General features: G+C 65.2%; 22 protein-coding genes. 1 reads left to right on the forward strand and 21 read right to left on the reverse strand.

What is annotated here, in order from left to right:
• Positions 1–2: 2 nt before the first annotated feature.
• The 21 genes from KTQ37_RS03950 to fabG form a co-directional block, all read right to left on the reverse strand.
• Positions 3–449, reverse strand: a complete 447-nt coding sequence (locus KTQ37_RS03950) for a C40 family peptidase (RefSeq protein ID WP_236021061.1) — start codon at positions 447–449, stop codon at positions 3–5.
• Positions 446–1,336: a DUF2163 domain-containing protein gene (locus KTQ37_RS03955; RefSeq protein WP_218629176.1), complete on the reverse strand. Its 891-nt coding sequence runs from the start codon at positions 1,334–1,336 to the stop codon at positions 446–448. The genes KTQ37_RS03950 and KTQ37_RS03955 overlap by 4 nt, the downstream gene beginning before the upstream one ends.
• Positions 1,333–1,968 carry a DUF2460 domain-containing protein gene (locus KTQ37_RS03960; RefSeq protein ID WP_218629177.1) on the reverse strand — a complete coding sequence of 212 codons (636 nt, stop codon included), beginning with the start codon at positions 1,966–1,968 and terminating at the stop codon, positions 1,333–1,335. The genes KTQ37_RS03955 and KTQ37_RS03960 overlap by 4 nt, the downstream gene beginning before the upstream one ends.
• An 11-nt stretch (positions 1,969–1,979) precedes the next feature.
• The gene (locus KTQ37_RS03965; RefSeq protein WP_218629178.1) at positions 1,980–2,642 is read right to left on the reverse strand and encodes a phage tail tape measure protein; all 663 of its coding nucleotides are present in this window, start codon (positions 2,640–2,642) and stop codon (positions 1,980–1,982) included.
• Positions 2,635–2,853 (reverse strand): rcc01693 family protein, encoded by a 219-nt coding sequence (locus KTQ37_RS03970; protein ID WP_218629179.1) that lies wholly within the window; start codon positions 2,851–2,853, stop codon positions 2,635–2,637. The genes KTQ37_RS03965 and KTQ37_RS03970 overlap by 8 nt, the downstream gene beginning before the upstream one ends.
• A complete protein-coding gene (locus KTQ37_RS03975; RefSeq protein WP_218629180.1) occupies positions 2,850–3,170 on the reverse strand; it encodes a gene transfer agent family protein in 321 nt (106 codons plus the stop codon). Before KTQ37_RS03975 ends, KTQ37_RS03970 begins: the two co-directional genes overlap by 4 nt.
• A gap of 7 nt (positions 3,171–3,177) precedes the next feature.
• Positions 3,178–3,591, reverse strand: a complete 414-nt coding sequence (locus tag KTQ37_RS03980) for a phage major tail protein, TP901-1 family (protein ID WP_218629181.1) — start codon at positions 3,589–3,591, stop codon at positions 3,178–3,180.
• Positions 3,592–3,662: 71 nt separating this feature from the next.
• Complete coding sequence (locus tag KTQ37_RS03985) at positions 3,663–4,070, reverse strand: DUF3168 domain-containing protein (RefSeq protein WP_218629182.1); 408 nt, start codon at positions 4,068–4,070, stop codon at positions 3,663–3,665.
• The gene (locus KTQ37_RS03990) at positions 4,067–4,402 is read right to left on the reverse strand and encodes a head-tail adaptor protein (RefSeq protein WP_218629183.1); all 336 of its coding nucleotides are present in this window, start codon (positions 4,400–4,402) and stop codon (positions 4,067–4,069) included. Before KTQ37_RS03990 ends, KTQ37_RS03985 begins: the two co-directional genes overlap by 4 nt.
• Positions 4,399–4,992: a head-tail connector protein gene (locus KTQ37_RS03995; protein ID WP_218629184.1), complete on the reverse strand. Its 594-nt coding sequence runs from the start codon at positions 4,990–4,992 to the stop codon at positions 4,399–4,401. The genes KTQ37_RS03990 and KTQ37_RS03995 overlap by 4 nt, the downstream gene beginning before the upstream one ends.
• Positions 4,993–5,175: 183 nt before the next feature.
• Positions 5,176–6,372, reverse strand: coding sequence for a phage major capsid protein (locus KTQ37_RS04000; RefSeq protein WP_218629429.1), 1,197 nt, complete (start codon positions 6,370–6,372; stop codon positions 5,176–5,178).
• A gap of 32 nt (positions 6,373–6,404) precedes the next feature.
• Positions 6,405–6,962 carry an HK97 family phage prohead protease gene (locus KTQ37_RS04005; RefSeq protein WP_218629185.1) on the reverse strand — a complete coding sequence of 186 codons (558 nt, stop codon included), beginning with the start codon at positions 6,960–6,962 and terminating at the stop codon, positions 6,405–6,407.
• A gap of 10 nt (positions 6,963–6,972) precedes the next feature.
• On the reverse strand, positions 6,973–7,206 hold the full coding sequence (locus KTQ37_RS04010; protein ID WP_218629186.1) for a GTA head formation protein, RCAP_rcc01685 family: 234 nt from the start codon (positions 7,204–7,206) through the stop codon (positions 6,973–6,975).
• Between the two features lies 1 nt (position 7,207).
• Positions 7,208–8,386 carry a phage portal protein gene (locus KTQ37_RS04015; RefSeq protein ID WP_218629187.1) on the reverse strand — a complete coding sequence of 393 codons (1,179 nt, stop codon included), beginning with the start codon at positions 8,384–8,386 and terminating at the stop codon, positions 7,208–7,210.
• A gap of 91 nt (positions 8,387–8,477) precedes the next feature.
• Positions 8,478–9,851 carry a DNA-packaging protein gene (locus KTQ37_RS04020; RefSeq protein WP_218629188.1) on the reverse strand — a complete coding sequence of 458 codons (1,374 nt, stop codon included), beginning with the start codon at positions 9,849–9,851 and terminating at the stop codon, positions 8,478–8,480.
• A complete protein-coding gene (locus KTQ37_RS04025; RefSeq protein ID WP_218629189.1) occupies positions 9,775–10,098 on the reverse strand; it encodes a hypothetical protein in 324 nt (107 codons plus the stop codon). The genes KTQ37_RS04020 and KTQ37_RS04025 overlap by 77 nt, the downstream gene beginning before the upstream one ends.
• Before the next feature lie 208 nt (positions 10,099–10,306).
• A complete protein-coding gene (mltG, locus tag KTQ37_RS04030) occupies positions 10,307–11,473 on the reverse strand; it encodes an endolytic transglycosylase MltG (protein WP_218629190.1) in 1,167 nt (388 codons plus the stop codon).
• Positions 11,473–12,735, reverse strand: coding sequence for a beta-ketoacyl-ACP synthase II (gene fabF / locus KTQ37_RS04035; protein WP_218629191.1), 1,263 nt, complete (start codon positions 12,733–12,735; stop codon positions 11,473–11,475). Before fabF ends, mltG begins: the two co-directional genes overlap by 1 nt.
• A 106-nt stretch (positions 12,736–12,841) precedes the next feature.
• On the reverse strand, positions 12,842–13,414 hold the full coding sequence (thpR, locus tag KTQ37_RS04040; protein ID WP_218629192.1) for an RNA 2',3'-cyclic phosphodiesterase: 573 nt from the start codon (positions 13,412–13,414) through the stop codon (positions 12,842–12,844).
• A 65-nt stretch (positions 13,415–13,479) separates the two neighbouring features.
• Positions 13,480–13,713, reverse strand: coding sequence for an acyl carrier protein (locus KTQ37_RS04045; RefSeq protein ID WP_013067402.1), 234 nt, complete (start codon positions 13,711–13,713; stop codon positions 13,480–13,482).
• A 177-nt stretch (positions 13,714–13,890) separates the two neighbouring features.
• Complete coding sequence (gene fabG, locus KTQ37_RS04050) at positions 13,891–14,628, reverse strand: 3-oxoacyl-ACP reductase FabG (RefSeq protein WP_218629193.1); 738 nt, start codon at positions 14,626–14,628, stop codon at positions 13,891–13,893.
• 143 nt (positions 14,629–14,771) lie between these two features.
• Between fabG and KTQ37_RS04055 the strand changes: the two genes are divergently transcribed.
• Complete coding sequence (locus KTQ37_RS04055) at positions 14,772–15,458, forward strand: DUF2726 domain-containing protein (RefSeq protein ID WP_218629194.1); 687 nt, start codon at positions 14,772–14,774, stop codon at positions 15,456–15,458.
• Positions 15,459–15,482: the final 24 nt, after the last annotated feature.

Here is a 15,482-nt window from a genome sequence, read left to right on the forward strand (position 1 = left end):
CCTCAAGGAAAGTCAAAATGTGCGACCACACGGCGACGCCATGGTGTCGAAAACGGGCTCTCGATGACGCCATGCCCGGTGTAGGCGTGAATGAACGCCGCGCGCTCGCCGCCAGCGCTCATTAGGCCAACGTGCTTGGCAACCGCGCCGTCGCGCATCCGAAAGACCAGCACCTGCCCCGGGACCATCGCCCCGCGCCCCTCGATCATGTGCGTTCGCGCCGATATCAGGATGCGCTCGTCGCGCGATGGTTCGGACCAATCCGGCGTATAGGCCGGGATCGCCTCGGGTTCACATCCGTAGAGCGCGCGCCAAATCCCGCGCAGCAACCCCAGACAGTCCGTGCCCGCGCCTTTGACAGAGGCCTGATGCTGATAGGGCGTCCCGATCCATTCACGCGCGCATTGCAACGCCATGTCGCGCTTCACACCAATTCGGACCTCGGTCATCTGAACAGGCTACCACCGTCGTTTGCACCGCCGCGAACAGGATAGCTCATAAGCCAATCCTCGCCCGGAATGTGCGGAAAGCCGCGAAAATTCAGGAAGTTATTGAACTTCAAGCGACAGGTCTCCGCGCGCCGGTCACAACCGGCCTCCAGGCGCACCATGTCCCCAGGGCGGATCGCGGCACAGATCCGCTGCCAAAGTTCAACGGACCGCTCTCCGCTCGCCAGTATGCGGTCGTTCTTGATCACGCCGAACAGCCCTTCGGCCTTTCCGCTCAGAACACGAAGACACCCCTTTTCGAACCAGCGCGCCTGATACCCCGATAGCTGCGAGAAACGGAACCTCGCATCGCCTTCGACAGTCTCGACGGTCAGTTCAACCGAATACCCCTCGCGGTCCAGATTAAAACGGCAGGAGCGATCTCCCAGGACCGCGGAGCAGCGCGGGTGGTAGATGCGCCCATATTCCTGCCCGAGCGCCTCAGAGAGGCCGCGCAACTCGGCGGTGAACCCGCCCGAAGAGCGGGAAATCTCACCGATATGACCGCGGAAGATCATCTGCCGCTGGTCCGGCGCGGCCCAGTTCACAATCCAGACCCGCACCTGAGCGCGGTCGTAGCGACCGGCTAGAATGTCCTCCTCCGTGATCGCATCCGAGCTTAGCGCGCCATAGCTTTCGGAGTTATCCACCGACAGCCCCGTGCTTTGCACGACCGCCTTGGCGGTCATCCCGCTTTCAGGTTTGAACTCGATCCCATCGAAGTGCAGAGCCCGGTCGTGATCGGTAAAACCGAGCACCAGGCCATCCGTCCGCTCAACCGCCCAGGCACGGGCAACCGTCGTGCAGCCAGAGGCGAGGTGATTGTTCAACTCATTGACGTTGCTCATCTGAGGCGCACCTCCACCACGGGAACCTGCGGCAAGTCACCCGCCTGGAACGACTGCACCGAAACCTGAATGCGGTCGGTGTCGAAGCGGACAGGCACGTCAAACTCAAACCCCGCCGTGATCCGCGCGCCCTCTGCCGGCGCGTCCACGAACGTGATCCACCCATCCTCAAGGCCGACCGAGAAGTGGACCGTCTCCACCTGCTGATCACCCTGAACGCCGACCACAACCGTGCCCTGCACGGGCTTTGCAATGGGGCGGACGTAACTCGCCTCGCCGGAAGCATAGGTCTTACAGAGTTGAAAACGGGTCGCCTGACCATCGCCAATCCCGATCAACTGATCCTCGAAGCCGGGGCTTTGCGACGCCGGGCAAGACTTGAAATCCGCCCAGTCCTTCCAGCGAAACGCATGCATCTGCCCTTGGCGGGCCTCGAAGAACGCGATCAGCCGCTCGACATCATCAAGCGATCGCAACCCAACGCCCGCATCGTAATGCCGCCGCGAATGCGCCCAGGGCGTGTTGCGCTCTTCATAGCCGTTGGTCAGCGTGACAATCTCGGTCCGCCGCTCGGGGCCACCAACAGAGCCGAAACTCAGATTTGCCGGAAACCGGACTTCGTGAAAAGCCATCGTAGTCTTCCTCAGCTGTTACGATGCCCGCGCGCGAGGGCGCGGTTGATCTGCGCGGCGATCTGCGCCTGACTGCGGGCAAAACCGCCGACATCGGGTGTCGAGACGTTCATCACCACGTTGATGGCGCGCCCGCCCCGGCTTGTCTGCACGCCCAGGCGACCATCGGCGCCTCGGGTCAGCGGCATGATCGCCTCGGGTCCGGCCTCGCCCATCAGACCCGTCGCGCCGCGCATCGGAAACGCGACCGGCGAACTCACCACACCGCCCTTGGCAAAGGGCATGACGCGCCCCTGGCTGAATGCCCCGCCCTGCGCAAACGGCATGAGTCCGCCGAGCGCGCTGCTCATCCCCTGCGCGACAGCGCCGCCAAGCGCGTTTTGCACCGGTCGCATCGCCAGCGAATAGACGCTGTCTGCCATGGTCTGCGCGACCGAGCGCAGCGCATCCGAAAGCTTCATCCCGTCGAAAATGAGCCCATCGAACGCCCGACGCAGCCCGCGACCGATGCTGTTGGTCAGCGAGTTCACCTCGCGCCCGGTAAACAACATTCCCTCACGCATTCGCCCCAACTCGTCGTTGAACGCCCCGGCAATCGCCTCGGCGCCTGCAAGATTGCGCTCCAGCAGGGCGGCCTGCACGCTCAGCCCATCCAACCCATCGACTTCAACCATCGCCTGTTCCTTTCCTGTCGCCCGCGGCGGCCTTGTCGGGCCACCGCGCCACCAGTTCATCAAAACGCGCGCGGGTCAGTGGCGGCGACCCAGAGGTCTCCCCGAGCATCAACGCCAATTCCGCGGGGGTCAGCGCCCAGAACTCCTGCGGTCGCAAGCCAAGCCCCCGCATGCCAACCCGCATCAGACCGGGCCAATCAAGCCCGCTCATGCGCTACCCGGCACCGTGAAGGCGCGGGCCAGCAGTTGCGCGGCAGTGCGGGCGGCCTCGATCGGGCCGCCCGCGATATCCACCGCGCGCAGATCCTCGGCGCCGCCGCGCCAGCCGCCGCCTCGCAGCCCCGCAACCAGCAGGGCAAAAACGTCGCGCGTCGAGAAAGCACCGCTCTCGAAGCGCCGAACCAGGTCGAGCAGGCTGCCCTCCCCTAGTTCGGCCTCCAGTTCGGCCAATGTGCAAAGCGTCAGCTTCGCCACATGCCGCTCACCGTCGAGCATAACCTCGACCTCTCCCGCCCACGGGTTTGCCATAGCTACCTCAGAGTGCCGTGAAGCTGAGCACGCCAGCCGAAGCCATGCTCAGCTCGTAGCTGGCCTCACCGTTATGCGCGCCCGCGTATTCCACCGAGGTGATCATGAACGGCCCCTGCACGATGCCGAAATCCGGGATGATGACCTGAAAATTCGGCACCTCGCCGTCGAAAAAGATCTGCCGCGCGCGCTCATCAGTCGCCGCATCCTTGAACACGCCCGAGCCTGAGATCGAAGCCGATCGCACCCCTGCCCCGCCTAGCAATTCGCGCCAGCCGCCCTGGCTTTCCAGCGAGGTCACATCCACCGTTTCCGCATTGAAGCTGATGCGCGTGGCGCGCAGCCCCGCGATGGTCTCGAATTGCCCGCCTCCGTTGAGGTCAAGCTTGATCAGAAGGTCCTTGCCGTTCTGCGCCACCATGGCCGAAGTCTCCTAGATAACGTGAATAATGCTGCCCGTTCGGGGCAAATCCGAAGGCGGGACGGCGGGCCTCAGCCCTCGACCCGCGCGCGGAAGGTCAGATCGATGCGCCGCGTGTTACCCTTCTCGACGCGCCGGGCTTTGGCCCGGACGAACCACAAGGCCACCAGCGCGCCGCGCTCAAGAACCAGCGCCGCATCGCTCAGCGCGTCCGAGATCGCCGCCGCGATCTCCTTGGCTCCATGAAACCCGGCCTCGCCGGTCACGACCGACACGACAAAATCATGCGTGGCGCCCGCGCCGGTCATGTCCGAGGCATCCTGCACATCCTCGGGGCCAAGCGTGACATAGGTCATCGGCGCTTCGCCGGGTGGCACAGCGTCATAGACCGCACCGCCGACCAGGGCCGACACGCCGGGATCGGCCAGCAGGCGCTGATAGATCGCGGCCTGAAGCGCTGCGGAGATTGCGTAGCTCATGCGACCACCTCCTCGCGGGCGAAACAGACCAGATAGCGTTGCGCCGGGTCGGCATCGGCCACGGACAGGATACGAAACACCCGCGCGCCCTCGCGAAACCGCTGATCCGGGCGCGGTCGGCGCGGACTGGTTACTGGCGCGGCGCGTACCACGATCCGATAGGGCACCGAGGCCAGTGTGACCGCCTCACCGGAGCGCTCATTGCCCGTTCCAGCCGTCACCTGCGCCCAGAGATCGCCAAGGCGCACCCAGTCAAGGCGATGCCCTCCGCCGCCATCCGGGCTACGCTGCGCCTCTTCCAGAACCAGCTTGCGATTGAGAAACGGGGTCATGCGCGCCCTCCCAGAACCCTCACGGTGCGCCAGCGCTCGATCAACGAAGCGACACCAAACGGCATCGCGTCCCCCCCGGCGCCGGTATCATGGCGGCGCTCGAAATACTGCGCCGCCAGCAGCATGACCGCCTGCATCAGATCGGCCGGAAGCTCATCCCACCCCGCGCCGAACCCTGCGGCAAAACAGATCTCGACCACGCCCCCACGTGGGATCGGCGGCAGGCTGCTCGCGACCGCCTCTAGCCTGGGGCGCCCCATATCGGGCACCAGACGGCACGCGGTCGAAACCTCGACAACCGCGCCTTCGGTATCGACCAAATGCACCGAATGCAGCGCCCCAACCGGCGCGACGGGCAGCGGCTGGCTGATGCCATCCCGCCAGTCCGAGAGCGTCAGCACGAAATCGCGGGTCAGAAGCGCCTTCGCGATCCGCCCTTCGATCGCCGCGATAGCCGCCCGTAGATAGGCCTCCAGCGCGGCATCCTCCGCCTCGAGATCGGAAAACCCGCTCCCCAGTTGTAGATGGTCGCGAAACGCGGCCATCGGCAGTGTCGCCGCGGCCACCACCGTCACTTCTTTCAACATCATGAAAATACTCCGAAAGTCGCATGGGCCCCCGCGGCGCGCGGCCACGGGGATCGGACGCAGGCCCTCCCGCCGCCGCTCGGACGGAGGGAGCAGCTAGGCGACGACGGTCAAACCCGCGCCCGCCCGAAGCCGGTTTCTCGGCTCAGGGGTGCCCGGTCTCCCGCGCACCCAGCTTCGCGCCCCTTACGAGGCGGCGAATTTCAGCAGCTTGATCGCTGCGAAGTCGCTCACATCGCCGCCGACACGCTTCGAGGCGTAGAACAGCACATGCGGCTTGGCCGAGAAGGGATCGCGCAGAACGCGCAGATCGGGGCGCTCGGCGATGGTGTAGCCATTCTTGAAATCGCCGAAGGCAATTGCTTGAGCACCCGAGGCGATGTCCGGCATGTCCTCGGCGATCAGCACCGGATAACCCATGAGGCGCGCCGGCTCGCCCGCCTGCAGGCCGTCCGACCACAGAAAGCGGCCATCGGCGTCCTTCATCTTGCGCACCGCACCGGCGGTTTTCGAGTTCATCACGAAGGTCGCATTGGCGCGGTATTCGGCGTCGAGCGCATAGACGAGGTCCACGATCGCGTCCGAGGCGTTCAGCGCGGCGAAGTCGCCATCGGCGCCGGTCGCCACATAGCCAAGCGAACCCCAGGCCCAGGCATCATTCGCGACCGACGCATGGTTGAGGAAGCCGGTGGGCTTGTCCACACCGTTGCCATTGACGAACGCCGCTGCCTCGGCACGGGCGAACTTGTCCGCAATGCGCCCCGCCAGCCAGCTTTCGATATCGAAGGCACTGTCGTCGAGCAGCCGCTGCGAGGCCTTCGGCATCGCCGACAGCTCATGCAGCGGGATCGAGATCCGGTCGATCTGCGGCGTGCCCGTCTCGGTCAGCGTCGCGGTCTCGGTCGCCCAACCCGAGCCCATCTCGGTATGATCGACCAGCACGTCGAACGAGGTCGCCTCGACATTGACCACATTCGCGATCTGACGGATCGAGGCGGTGGCCTTCAGCACACCGCGGATCGTCTCGGAGGTCTGCGGGTCCACGAGGTAACCGCCCTCAGCCGAAACCGAGGTGTTCAGCGCCTTGCCTTCCATCACAAGGCCACGCAGCGCATCATCGTCGCCCGAGCGCAGATAGGCCGCGAAGGCCTTCTGATGCGGCGCCTCTTCGGTGGCGGCGACAGAAAGGGCGGGACGCCCGGCGAAAGTCTTGGTCTGCAGCATGGTCAAACGCTCATCCTGTTGTTGCATCTTCGTCTTCACTTCATCCTGAAAGCTTTTGATCTCTTTCAGGAAACCGGCCAGCGCGGTCTTCACCTCGGTCGCCGGGGCGGGGCCGTCGGACAGACCCGTCCCGGCCCGAGCCTTGCACTCGGTCTTCATCGTCACTCGATCTCCATGGGTATGAGCCGGGCTTATCGCCGGGCCAGTTCCGCCGCAGCGCCGTTCAGCGCCTCGACCATCTCGCGCCAGGTCTCGGGGTCGGGGCTGTCGCCCTTCGCCGCAACCCGCGCTTCGCGAAGCATCGGGAAGGTCACCAGCGAGACCTCCCAAAGCTCCAGTTCCGCAAGCAGCCGCTGGCCCTTTGCGTCCTTCTGGGCGCTGACCGTGCGATAGCCGATCGACAGCCCGTCAATCGCCCCCGCGCCGATCAATGCCGCCGCCTCGCGCGCACGCTCCACATCCAGCAAGAGCCGCCCTTTGACATAAAGCCCACGCGCGTCCTCGCGGATCTCGTCCCACACGCCGATCGGCTGGGCGGGATCGTGCTGCCAGAGCATCTTGACCGAGCCGCCGCGCGCCCGCAGCCGCTCAAGGCTTCGGGCATAGGCGCCGGGCTGCACGACATCGCCGCCCTGATCGGGAACGCCGTAAAGAGAGGCATAGCCCTCGATCACCGTACCATCGGTAACCTGCACCGCCTCGCCCGCCTGAGAGAACTTTAACTCAAGCCCATAATCACTTGTCTTCATGTGCACTTCCCTATTTCGGGGCATATTCCAGAACGCCCTGCACCGCCTGCGTCAGGATCACGGCCACGACCCCGTAAACCGTCATCCACAGCCGCCTCTCCAACCCCTCGATCATCGCCTCGATGCGCTCCAACCGCCGATCCACCTGGGTGAACTGCAACTCCATGATCCGCTCGGTCGCCTCGAAGCGCTGCTCGTGAACCTCGAACGGCTCCTTGAGAAAACGCGACCCGCCTGCCGCCATCTCACTCCTCCGAGACCGGTGGCAGGCCAAGCAGCGCGCGTTTTTCAGCCGCCGTCAGGAACGCGGCCTCGCCGATGCGCTTCCACTGCGCATCGCGTTCGGTCGCCAGCGCCGGGATCTGGTCAAGGTCGGGCTTCAGCTCGACCACCTCGCCCATGAAACCCGAGAGCCACCACGCCACCGCCGCACTGACCCGCGTCGCAAGCGGCAGCACCGTCAGGCGATAGAACGCCCGGTGCGCCTCGGCATAATTCGCGTAGGTCGCATCACCGGGTATCCCGAGCAGCATCGGCGGCACACCGAAGGCCACGGCGATCTCGCGCGCTGCGGCGGACTTGGTCTCGTGGAACTCCATGTCCGAGGGGCTGAACCCCATCGGTTTCCAGTCGAGCCCACCTTCCAGCAGCATCGGCCGCCCCGCATTGCGTGCGCCCTGATGATGCGTCTCCATCTCGAAGACCAGCCGATCATATTGCTCGGGGCTCAGCGTGCCCTGCCCGTCCGAACCCTTGTAGACGATCGCCCCCGAGGGCCGCGCGGCATTATCCAGCAGCGCCTTCGACCATGCGCTGGCCGAGTTGTGAACGTCCATAGCCGTCGCTGCCGCCTGCATCGGCGACAGGCCGTAATGGTCGTCCTGCGGATGGAAGCTCTTGATATGGCAGATCGGATCGGGGTGCCCGGTCATGTCGAAACGATGCTTGCGCGCGCCCACGGCATATTCATAGGCCACCGGCCAGCCATCCGCGCCGGGCACGACTGACATCCGGTCGGATCGCAGCACGTGCAGCTCGCGCGGCAGGCCGGTTTCCGAGGCGACAGCCTCCAGATAGCCGTTGCCGGTTAGCAGCATCTGACCAAAAAGCGCCTCGAATAACTCGGCCCGGCCCTGTCCCGCGTTCGGTCGCCGGATCAGGTCGATCAGCGGGTGCATCTCATAGCGGCGCTCGCTGTCCTGGCAAACGAGCGGCACAGCGGCGGCCGCCTCGGCGATCAGCTTCACGCAGCGAAACCCCACCGGATTGCCGGTAAAGCCGCTGCGGGTCAGGCTGACGGCATCGCGCGGCGACCAGACCACCCGGCCCGCCCCCGATGCCATGGCCACGATCCGCCCTGTGACCGAGGCCTTCTGCTCGGGCGCGCCCTCCGGCTCGGCCTTGCGAAAGAAATTCAAACCCATCCCGTTCTCCTCGTCGCGGCCCGGCCCTAAGGGCCCGGCCAAAGAAAAGGGCCGGGAAATCCCGGCCCTTGCGAATGATTGTCTGCCCTGCTCAGAGGCCCCTGACCTGCGGCCGGCGCCAGTGCGCCGAGGGCTCGATGATCAGCTCGGTCAGCGCCCAGACCAGCGCATCCACCCGGTCGGGCGAGCCGCGCCCCTCATAGCCGCGCGTGGTCATGCGGCACATCTGATCCTCCAACGCACCCAGATGGCCGCTTCGAAGGTGGCGCACCCGCCCCTGCTCATACAGCGCCGCGACCGGTTCGGCCCGCGCCGCCTTGCCCCGCGCCGCACGCAGCGCCTTGAACGGCACCAGCGGGTCGATCTGCCGGATCACGCTTTCCACCATGTCGCCGCCCTGGTTGACCTCGGCCACCAGCCGCTCGGCCCCGTATTTCTCCATCGCGTGGATCGCGGCCCGCGCCCAGTCGGTCGGCTTGCCTTGGACCGAGCAATCCTCAAGCACCACCGCGCGCCAGTCCTGCACCGGCCCGCGCGTCACCGCGCCGACGACCACGATCCCACATTCGTCTGATGCGCTTCCCCCCGTCACCGAAGGGTCCAGCGCCACCACGATCCGGTCCATCTCGGGGGCCGAGGCGATCCGCGCCCCCTCCAGGCCTGCCGTTGTCCAAAGCGCCCCCTCGACATCGTCGAGCAGCACGCCCTCCAACTCCTGCCGACCGAGCCGGGTGCCCGCATAGCGCGCCTGCACCTCCTCAAGGAACGAGGCCGCCAGATAGGCCCGGTTCGCCTCGGTCGGGGCATGGGTCACCACGGTCGAGGGGTTGTTCAGGATCGCCTTCAACACGCCGACATTGCGAGGCGTCGTCGTGACGACCTGCTGGGGATGATCGCCGAGCCGCAGCGCGAATTGCAGCATGTCCCACGTCTCCTCGGCCTTCTTCCACTTGGCCAGCTCGTCCGCCCAGGCCGCGTCGAACTGCGGGCCTCGCAGCGCCTCGGGCTCATGCGCCGAGAACGCCTGCGCGGTCGCGCCATTGGGCCAGACGAGGCGCCGCCGCGTCGCCTCCCACTCGGGCCGCCGGTCGGGGGGCGAGCACGCCATGATCCCGCTGTCGCCGAAGATCATCACGTCGCGCACCTGATCGAAGGTTTCCCCCACCAGCGCCACGCGATGCGCCCTGCCGGGGTCGAGCGGGCACGCGCCTTCCACCTGCGCGCGCACCCACTCGGCCCCGGCCCGCGTCTTGCCCGCACCGCGCCCGCCCATGATGACCCAGCTTTTCCAGGCCCCCTGCGGCGGCAACTGATGCGGCAGCGCCCAGAACTCGAACATCCATGGCAGGGCCAGAAGCGCGTTGTCCTCCAGCCCGTCCAGAAACGCGTCAACATCCTCCGGCGTCGCGGAGGCGAGCCAGGCGGCGCCCGATCTCAGATCGGGCTGCGTCGAAGTCGAGCGCATGATCTCGGACGACCCCGGCAACCTGTTTGCGGAGTTTTTCAACCCGTGTCCTTTCATCCATTACCATCTGGAAGGCGATGCGAAGATCCTTGACCGCCTGCATGGCGGCCTTGGCATCCGACACCTCGCCCTGGCGAACCCCCCGCATCGCCAGCGCCAGCTCTTCGGCCACTTCCCGATAAAGAGTTTCCGTTTCCTTCAGCAGATCCACTGAAGGGCCTTCCCCACCCGAGAAAGTCATATCCATGTGCTACAGAACCCGCTCCTCATGCCTGTTCCGCACGAGCGAAATGAAAAAGCGCCGACGGTTACCCGCGGCGCTTGCCCACTTCTCCTAGCATGACATATCTCTATCGTAGGGCGTTCTGTAAGTCAAGCACTAAATCTATGGTTGCTCTCGAACCCCAGGAAAAAGGCCCGCCAAGAACTCGGCAGGCCCGTTTTTATCTGCAATATCAGTTTCCTGAGCCTTGCGATTTCTGCTGACGCTCGATCTCGCGCCAGCGTGCGACGTTGCGGTTATGCTCATCCAGCGTCTCGGCAAAGGCATGCCCGCCGGTGCCATCGGCCACGAAGAACAGATACCGAGTCGAATCCGGGTTCAGTGCAGCTTCAATCGCCGCCCGGCCGGGGTTGCAGATCGGTCCCGGAGGCAGCCCCGCCACCACATAGGTGTTATAGGGCGTCTCGCGATTCAGTTCGGACTGGCGCAGACCACGGCCCAGCACGCCCTTCCCCTCGGTCACGCCATAGATCACGGTCGGGTCGGTTTGCAGCTTCATCCCCTGATCGAGGCGGTTAACGAAGACACTCGCCACCTGACGCCGCTCTTCCGGCACACCGGTTTCCTTCTCAACAATCGAAGCCATCACCAACGCCTCTTCCGGCGTCTCGTAAGGCAGCCCCGAGGCCCGGTTCTCCCATGCGGCGGCCAGAATGGCGGACTGGCGCTTGGCCATCTCATCGAGCAGCCCGGCGCGATCAGCACCACGGCGCACCTCATAGCTGTCCGGCGCCAGCGTGCCCTCGGCAGGAACTTTGCCAACCTCACCCTTGAGGAAATCCGCAGACTTGAGCGCCTCGACCACCTGCCAGCTGGTCACACCCTCAGCCAGCGTGATGCGCAGTCGCACGTCGGCCTTGCTTGCCGCCTCGTCGAATCCTTCGGGCTTCGCCTCGGCCACCGGGTCGAACTTGGCCTTCTCGACATATTGCCCCGAGGCCGCGTCCAGCTCGCGCAGGATCAGTTGCTGCGCGTTCACGCCGATGCGCAGGTTCAACTCGGTCCCGCAGGTCGACGGTCCGCCGGCGGTGATCTGCTCGATGATGTCCTGCATCGATGAGCCCGGCTCGATCAGATACGACCCGAACTTGAGCGACCCGCTCTTGCCTTCATAATCCGCGCCCGCCCGGAAGATATAGCCCGACGCGATCGCCCCCTGCGCCAGCAGATCCTGAGACACGCGGCCGAAGGTCGCGTTCTGCTCAACGCGCAGGCATACGCCCTGCGTCAATGGCCCCGACCCCTCATATTGCTGCTTGGCCCAGGCAACCAGCCCGGCAACCCCCACCAACACGACGATCAGCAGGGTCAGAAAGTTCGAGACAATATTGCGCCACATCAGCTGGCGACCTTGCCCAGCACGAGGCTCGCATTGGTACCGCCAAAGCCGAAGCTGTTCGACAGGGCCACGTTGATCTCGCGTTTGACGGCCTTGTTCGGCGCCAGGTCAAGCTTGGGCTCTACCGCCGGGTTGTCGAGGTTCAGCGTCGGCGGCGCGATCTGGTCACGCAGCGCGAGGATGCAGAAAATCGCCTCAACCGCGCCCGCAGCCCCCAGAAGGTGCCCGATGGACGACTTGGTCGAGCTCATGGTGGCCTTGGCGGCGGCATTGCCCATCAGGCGCTCCACCGCGCCCAGTTCGATCGTATCGGCCATGGTCGAGGTGCCATGCGCGTTGATGTAGTCGATCGCATCCGGGGTCAGGCCCGCACGCTCAATCGCAGCCTTCATGGAACGGAAGCCACCATCGCCATCCTCGGCCGGGGCGGTGATGTGATAGGCGTCGCCCGACAGACCGTAGCCCAGAACCTCGGCATAGATCTTGGCGCCACGCGCCTTGGCGTGCTCGTATTCTTCCAGCACCACGACGCCCGCGCCCTCGCCCATGACGAAGCCATCGCGGTCGGCGTCATAGGGACGGCTGGCCTTGGTCGGCTCATCGCCGCGCTTGGTCGAAAGCGCCTTGCAGGCGTTGAAGCCCGCGATCCCGATCTCCGAGATCGGGCTTTCCGCGCCACCGGCGACCATGACATCGGCATCGCCCAGCATGATCAGTCGGGCCGCGTCACCAATCGCATGTGCGCCGGTCGAGCAGGCCGTGACCACCGCATGGTTCGGACCCTTGAAACCGAAGCGGATCGACACCTGACCCGAGATCAGGTTGATCAGCGAGGCCGGGATGAAGAACGGGCTCACCCGCTTGGGGCCTTTTTCCCTGATCAACAGGGCGGTCTCGGCAATCGTCGAAAGCCCGCCGATGCCCGAACCGATCATTACGCCGGTGCGCAGGCGGTCTTCCTCTTCCTCGGGCATCCAGCCCGAATCCTGCACGGCCTGAACCGCCGCAGCGATCCCGTAAAGGATGAATTCATCGACCTTGCGCTGCTCTTTCGGCTCCATCCAGTCATCAGGATTGAACGTGCCGTTTGAGCCATCACCCCGCGGCACTTCGCAGGCATATTTCGTGGTGACGTTCGACGCGTCGAACCTTGTGATCGGACCGGCGCCGGACTCCCCGGCAATGAGCCGCGCCCAGGTCTCTTCGACCCCGCAAGCCAACGGCGTGACCAGCCCCAGACCCGTGACGACTACACGACGCATCCTCGACCTCTTTGGTTAATCCTCCGATCCCGTTCTGATACACGGCCAAAACGGGGGGTGCAACGTCAAGGAGCCTCGCGTTTTAACGGATCGGCATTGCTCCCGATTATTCCTCCGCCCAATCCGACCCGGGCAGATCGCCAATGGGGTATTCTGCCAGACGGTCATAACGCGGCCCATGGGGATCGAGCGTCGAGTGATAAAGCACGAATTCCCCCACTGCGAATCCCGGCAATGTGAAATCGGCCGAGGCCTCCAGGAAGCGTCCAAGCCGCAATTCCTCGGCCGGACCATAGGCGCGACCAAAGCGCGCAAGGGTCACATGCGGGCGAAACCGCCGCCGTGCCAGATCGATCCCGACGGCACGCGCCGCCGCCGCCACATGGCGCTGTAGGGCCTCAAGCGGCGGGTTCTTGCGCAGACCGACAAAGACCAGATCGGGGCGCGCGCGATCCATCACATCGGCGCCCGCCAGTTCGAGCACCAGAGGCTGCGTGGGAATGGCGGCCAGTTCCTCATCCAGCGCCTGCGCCTCGGCCAGACTGATCTCGCCCAGAAATGCCAGCGTCAGGTGCAGGTTCTCCTCGGCCACCGCCCGGCCGCAGCCCAACAGGGTTTGCAGCGCGACAATAGGCGCCACCGCCTCTTCCGGCATCGGAATCGCCACGAAAGCCCGCATTTACCCCCCGGAATGCAAAACGGCGCCCACAAGGGGGCGCCGTCGAAAACCTATCCGAAATCGGATCAGGCGGCTTCGGTGATGAACTTCACCGCGTCGCCAAAGGTCTGGATGGTCTCAGCAGCGTCGTCCGGGATCTCGATGCCGAACTCTTCTTCGAAGGCCATAACCAGCTCGACGGTGTCGAGGCTGTCGGCGCCCAGATCGTCGATGAACGAGGCGGTCTCGGTGACCTTGTCCTCTTCAACGCCCAGGTGCTCCACGACGATCTTCTTCACGCGATCAGCGATGTCGCTCATGTCATTTCCTCAGTTTGAGGGCCTCTGCCCGTCCCTAGTTCTAGCTCGTTCGAGCGGCTTGATGCGCCCCGCATAGCGAGGCAGCCGAAAGGCTGGGTCAGCCCCCGGCCCGTCCTAGCCGCTAATATCTACAGTCTTCCCGCAAGGCAAGCCGTTTTGCAGCCTCGGGGCATCTGGTCACACCATGGCCATGCCGCCGTTGACGTGCAAAGTGGCACCGGTCATATAGCCCGCCTCAGGGCTGGCCAGATAGAGAACCGCTGCCGCGATTTCCTCGGGCGCGCCCATGCGGCCTGCCGGGATCTGCGTCAGGATCTTGGATTTCTGGTCGTCGTTGAGCTTGTCAGTCATCGCGGTGGCGATGAAACCGGGCGCCACGCAGTTCACGGTGATGCCCCGGCTTGCGACTTCATAGGCCAGCGATTTCGACATGCCCACCATGCCCGCCTTGGCGGCAGCGTAGTTGCCCTGACCGGGGTTGCCCGTCGCGCCCACGACCGAGGTGATGTTGATGATACGGCCCCAACGCGCCTTCATCATGCCGCGCAGCACGCCACGCATCAGCCGGAAGGACGAGGTCAGGTTGACGTCCAGAACCGACTGCCATTCCTCGTCCGACATGCGCATGAACAGGTTGTCGCGCGTGATGCCTGCGTTGTTGACCAGAATGTCCAGCCCGCCCATCGCCTCGATGGCGGCCTTGGGCAGCGCCTCGACCGAGGCCGCGTCGCTCAGGTTCGCGGGCACGACAAAGGCGCGCTCGCCCAGCTCGGCGGCCAGCGCCTCCAGCGGCTCGACCCGCGTGCCCGACAGCGCGACCTTGGCGCCTGCGGCATGCAGCGCCTTGGCGATCTCGGCGCCGATACCACCCGAAGCGCCGGTCACCAGCGCCGATTTCCCAGTCAGATCAAACATGGTCGTCCCTCAGGTTAACTTTGCGCCTCAATAGCAGCGATCCGGCCTTCCTGCCAGCCACCGGGCGCATCTTTCCGCGCCCGGCCATAAATTCGCCACCTTGGCCGCCTATTGAAGTGCGAACAGGCAAGCGACCGAAAACCATGGCGAACACCGACATCCTCGCACAGACTGAAATCCCGATGGACCCGTTCGCCGCGGTGATCGAGAACCTCATGAGTTCCGCGCAGATCCCGCTGACGCTGGTCGCGCTGGCCGCCTTGCCGCTTCTGTTCAAGATGCTGACGAACCGATCGAAAAGTTCTTATCAAGAACGCGACTACGGGCATGAGACGCTGGCCAAGCTGGCCGCGATGCAGCCCGACCCGCAACGCCTTGTCGTGAACAACGGCTACCGCGTCGTGCCGCTTCTGAACCGGCTTGAGGCGCGGGTGTTGCCGATGCTCGAAAAGATCGCGCGTGAAATGGGCGATGGCCACCGCGTTCTGGCGCAAGTCGCGCTGTCGCAGGTGGTTCATGCCGTCTCCCCCGATGGCACCGAGGACACGTTCTCAGACGCCAACAAGGCGCTGGCGGGCGAGCATCTCGACCTCGCCCTGCTCGACCGGCGCGGCTTTGTCGTGGCCGCGATCGAATGCCACGCGACCACCGAGGTTCCGAGCGACTTCCAGATCTCGCGCAGTCAAGCCAAGCGCGATGCGCTGGCCAAGGCGGGCCTCAAGCTGATCGACCTGCCCCCCGAGGCAGACGAGGCCCTAGTCCGCCTGCGTCTGGCCGAGATGACCGCCCTGCCCGTGCGCCCCGCTCAGCCGCGCATCGTCAGCGCATGAAAAAGGCGGGGCCGAAGCCCCGCC

Source organism: Sedimentimonas flavescens (assembly GCF_019264375.1).
Classification (GTDB): Bacteria; Pseudomonadota; Alphaproteobacteria; order Rhodobacterales; family Rhodobacteraceae; genus Rhodobacter; species Rhodobacter flavescens.